General features: G+C 31.3%; 5 protein-coding genes. All 5 read right to left on the bottom strand.

Annotated elements, in window-relative coordinates:
* On the bottom strand, window positions 1-368 hold a 368-nt coding region (locus F3G69_RS02950; protein WP_149714385.1), incomplete at its 3' end, for a type VI secretion system baseplate subunit TssG.
* A complete protein-coding gene (gene tssF / locus F3G69_RS02945; protein WP_103600292.1) occupies window positions 365-2,083 on the bottom strand; it encodes a type VI secretion system baseplate subunit TssF in 1,719 nt (572 codons plus the stop codon). The genes tssF and F3G69_RS02950, both read right to left, overlap by 4 nt.
* The gene (locus F3G69_RS02940; protein WP_054195920.1) at window positions 2,083-2,472 is read right to left on the bottom strand and encodes a GPW/gp25 family protein; all 390 of its coding nucleotides are present in this window, start codon (window positions 2,470-2,472) and stop codon (window positions 2,083-2,085) included. Before F3G69_RS02940 ends, tssF begins: the two co-directional genes overlap by 1 nt.
* 7 nt (window positions 2,473-2,479) lie before the next feature.
* Window positions 2,480-3,928 (bottom strand): type VI secretion system contractile sheath large subunit, encoded by a 1,449-nt coding sequence (gene tssC / locus F3G69_RS02935; protein ID WP_054195919.1) that lies wholly within the window; start codon window positions 3,926-3,928, stop codon window positions 2,480-2,482.
* A 2-nt stretch (window positions 3,929-3,930) separates the two neighbouring features.
* Complete coding sequence (gene tssB / locus F3G69_RS02930) at window positions 3,931-4,416, bottom strand: type VI secretion system contractile sheath small subunit (RefSeq protein ID WP_149714357.1); 486 nt, start codon at window positions 4,414-4,416, stop codon at window positions 3,931-3,933.
* Window positions 4,417-4,513: the final 97 nt, after the last annotated feature.

Below are 4,513 nucleotides of genomic sequence, written 5' to 3'. Positions count from 1 at the left end.
AATAAAATCTTTGAAATTTTATCATCAAGCTCTTTTTCAAAGGATCTTGCATAATTTTTTAGACTAATGCTATCAAAGAAAAGCCAAAGCAAGTAATTGTCAAAAAAGTCAAAAAATTTCTCGAAATTATTATCACTACTCTTTGAGATCTTTTCTAAAATATAGCTTGTAAGATGCGAGCCACTTCCCAAAAGACCCATAAAATTTACGATGATTTTTACTGCATCCTCTTTATTTAAGCTCTCAAGCTCATTAATCGGATAAGCAAAACTTGGACTATTTTTTAAAAAAATATCCCTTCTATTGTAGTGCTTTAGGCAGTTCTTTACTAATTTAAAAAAAGAAGCTTGATTTAGTTCTTTGTTCATATTAATTTTTTTGTACCACCTAAAAAGTCATAATTAAGCAAAATTTTACTCTTTATACACTTTATTTTAAGCTCGCAAAATGAATTAATTGATGCAAATTTTGATAAAAATTTAGCCAAATTTATACCTAAAGTATATACATTTCCAATACTCTCAAATTCGCTTTCATCTATATAGAATATGCAAAGCAGCCCTCTTTTTGCAAAGCCTTGGTCAACTCTATAAATTTGCTTCGTTTTTATGCCATAAAGCGAGTTAGCAAATTTTTTAAAAAACTCATCATCTGACGCACTAAAAGTATTAAGAAGTGCTAGAAAAGAGCCCTTCTCTAGTATACTTTGATAGCTAAAAGATAATATGCTAACTAGTTTCCAGAGAAGATTTCCATCTATTTTTACTCGCTTTACGCTAGTTGGAATGGTTAAATTTTTAGTTGTTACACCTTGATGAGATAACGCTCTATCTATCTCACCAAGTCTTAGCTTACAAGGCAAATCACCATTGCAACAAAGTGCATCTATGCTAATGGTCTGATCTTTAGAGTCGCTTTTAAAAAAAGAAATTTCTTTATAAGAGTTTAGTTTTATATCTGTTTTATTGCTGACAAAATAATAATCTTTTGCTCGCTCATCATTTAAAAATTCAAATCTCTCAAAACTTTTATAGTTTTTTAATATCCTTTTTTCATTATTACTGCTATGGGCGACCACTTTATTGATTGAAACGATTTCATAAGCATCGATATTTGAGCGATCTAGAAAAATTCTATATTCGCTTCGTCTATTGTTATTCAAAATAGGCTCGGCACTCATTGCAAATAAATTTATTGCAGGCGTAGCAAAAAGAGAAAAATACTCTAGCCTTGGCACATATCCACTTGGCATATCTTTTGAAAATATAAATTTAATATTAAAGCTTTTTGCAGAAAAATTTTTAAGAAAGCTAAGACCATTTAATCGCACAAAATTTAACTTTGAAGGAAAAAATGATAGCTCTTTTAAAAGCTCAAATGCTTCAAATCCAAACTCATCACTCTTTATCAAACGCTTGTCAAACTCATCTAAACTAAGTTTATCAGGGCTTAACTTTATCTCTTGATCGCTATCTTCAAAACTTATTGTAATAAATTTTAAGTAATTTTTTAGCCACATTAAGAGCGTAGAAGAGAAGTAAACATTATCTCCAAGATATAAATTTAAAAAGTCTATATCAAGTTCTTTAGTGCTAAACTCGTCCTTTGTAACGCTTATATTTAAATTTAGAAGATAATCACTCTTATTGTTTGACATAAAAGCTTTTGTTATCTTTAAGGGAAGCAAATTTATGTCAAAGATTGTTTGAAATTTGCACGTTATGCCATTGATCTGCTTTGACTCAACTATGCTTCCTTTTGGTATAAATTCTTTTACCCCAGAGAAGTCATCTCTCAAGGTAAATTCTTGCATACAAACTGATGGAAAAGGATTTGTATAACTTGGCATTAAGATATTTACTAAAGACTCAGCGATTAGTGGGATATTTTCATCTAGTTCTTGCCTAATCCTAGATGTTAAAATAGCCATATTTTCTATTATGCTCTCAACATCAGGATCTTTGCTTTTAGTATCTAAAAAGGGTGCTACTTTTGGAAAATTTTTAATAAAAAGGGCTCTTGTTTCATCAAGATATGCCATCTCTTTTTGAAAATAAGCTAGATTATTTTCATTATAATCCATTATAAAATCTCACAATATCTATTGTTTTTAAAAATAACTTTTAGCAAATACTCTTTGAAATTATCGTTTTTATGCTTGTAGTTTATATTAAAGATGATACGCCAAGGCTTTAGTGAGTCATCGTATCCGATAGATGTTACTTCTATTCTATTCTCATTTGAGCTGATTAGTTCATATATCGCCATGCCAAGTTTATGACCAAGCTCATTTATCTCAACACCCATTGACCAAAGATCAATAATACTATCATTTAATCGGCCGTAGTTACCAAGTCTAGAGTTTAAAATAGTATCAATGTGATCTTTTATGTCGCTGTCTAGATCTTTAAAATATGGACGTAGTTTTGATTCGTCACTAAATTCATATAAAATTTTATCTATCAGCGACATAGTAAGCTTACTCTTTGTCTAGTTTTCCGACCAAAGAAAGCTCGAAATTTGCTCCCATAAATTTAAAGTGAGGTCTAGCCAAAAGCTCTATTTTGTACCATCCAGGCTCGCCAGCTATATCACTGACGATTACTTTTGCGCTTCTAAATGGTCTTCTACTTCTAACATCTGCTGGTGGGTTTTCCTGATCCGAGATGTATTGCCTTAGCCATTCATTTAAGCCGCGCTCAACGTCGCTACGCTCTTTCCATGTACCTATCTCTTCTCTTTGAAGCACTTTTAGATAATGAGCTAAACGAGAGATTAAGAATACATAAGGTAGTTGAGTGCCGAGCCTGAAATTTGTCTCAGCAGCTTTACCTTCTGGAGTATTTGGGAAAATTTTAGGCTTTAGTGCAGAGTTAGCAGAGAAAAATGCAGCGTTATTGCTATCTCTTCTTAAAGTAAGAGCGATAAATCCATTTTCTGAAAGTTCAAATTCTCTTCTATCTGTGATCAAAACTTCGGTTGGAATTTTTGTTTGGACGCTTCCATAATTTTCATAAGTATAAGTTGGAAGATCTTTTACGGCACCGCCACCTTTTGGCCCAATAATATTGCCGCACCATCTATAATCAGCAAAACTATCTGTAAGCCTTGTAGCAAACGCATAAGCTCCATTGCCCCAAAGCATATCATCATGATTATTTACAGTTTCTCTATAATTAAAGCTCTTTATAGGGTTATCTTCTGGCACATAAGGAGATCTTGTAAGAAATCTATTTACCATACATCCTGTGTATTTTGCATCTTCATTTTCTCTAAAAGTTCTCCATCTTGTATATTGTGGGCCTTCTAGCATGCTTTTTAGATCTTTTATATTTTCAAGCTCACCAAAATTGTCAAGTCCGAAAAATTTAGCAGAAAGAGATGTAAGAAGTGGCGAATGGCTCATTGCAGCAATTGATGACATTTTATTTAAAAAAGTCATATCTTGATTTGATTTATCTAGCTCATAGTCAGCCACTATCGCACCAACTGGTTCACCACCAAATTGTCCATATTCGGCTGAATAAATTTGTTTATAAAGTGTACTTTGAGTTATATCTAGATTATTTTCAAAATCATCTAAAATTTCTTCTTTTGTGGCGTCTAAAAGATCAATTTTTACATTTTCATTAAAATTTGTTCTCTCAACCAAAAATCTAATTCCACGCCAAGTTGATTCTAGCTCTTGAAAAGATTTATTGTGTAAAATTTCATCCATTTGAGCAGATAAAAGGGTATCGATGTGAGCTATCATCTCATCAAGTGCGAGCTTATTTATTTTATCTTCGGCATTATTTGTTGTTATTATGTTTGAAATAAACTCAGCAACTCCTTGCTTTACAACACTATAACTCTCGTCATCTTTTGAATATTTACTCCTTTGCATTATACTTTCAATGATAGGAGTTTTAACTTTAGTTTCAGACATTTTTATTCCTTATCTTGTTCGTCTTTAATCTCTAAAAGAAGTTGTTTTCTACTATCTTCATCTTTTATAGCTTCTAAAACCGCTTTTCTAAAATCAGGCATATTGCCCATAGGACCTTTTAGTGCAACTAAAGCTTTTCTAAGCTGCAAGAGTTTTTTTAGTTCAGGGATTTGATTTATAATATTGTCTGGATTAAAATCATGGATGCTCTCAAAATCAAGGTCAATATTTAAGTCTTCATTATTAGAATTTAGCTTATTTTTTACAGAGAAATTTGTATGAATATCTAAGCTTTTCATAACCTGATCAAAATTTATTTTATTGATAGAAATCACTTCACGATCTTCAAGTGGAGTTTGATTTTCACCAGTTAAATTTGCAACTACCATAAGTTTTAATGGAAGCTCTACATCAGCCTCTTGGTTATTTGTCTTAGTTTTATAAACTATATTTATGCGTTCTTTTGGTGGGATTAGATTATCTGCCATAGTAACATCCTTTTTTCGTAAATGATTTAAGAATTATATTTAAATAAAATTAAAGGTGATTTAAAAAAACATATTTTATCACACAAATGTTTTTGCC

The sequence above is a fragment of the Campylobacter concisus genome (assembly GCF_902460625.1).
Lineage (GTDB): Bacteria > Campylobacterota > Campylobacteria > Campylobacterales > Campylobacteraceae > Campylobacter_A > Campylobacter_A concisus_AD.
Note: the sequence above shows the minus strand (reverse complement) of the source record. Positions and strands in the feature narration are given on the sequence as shown.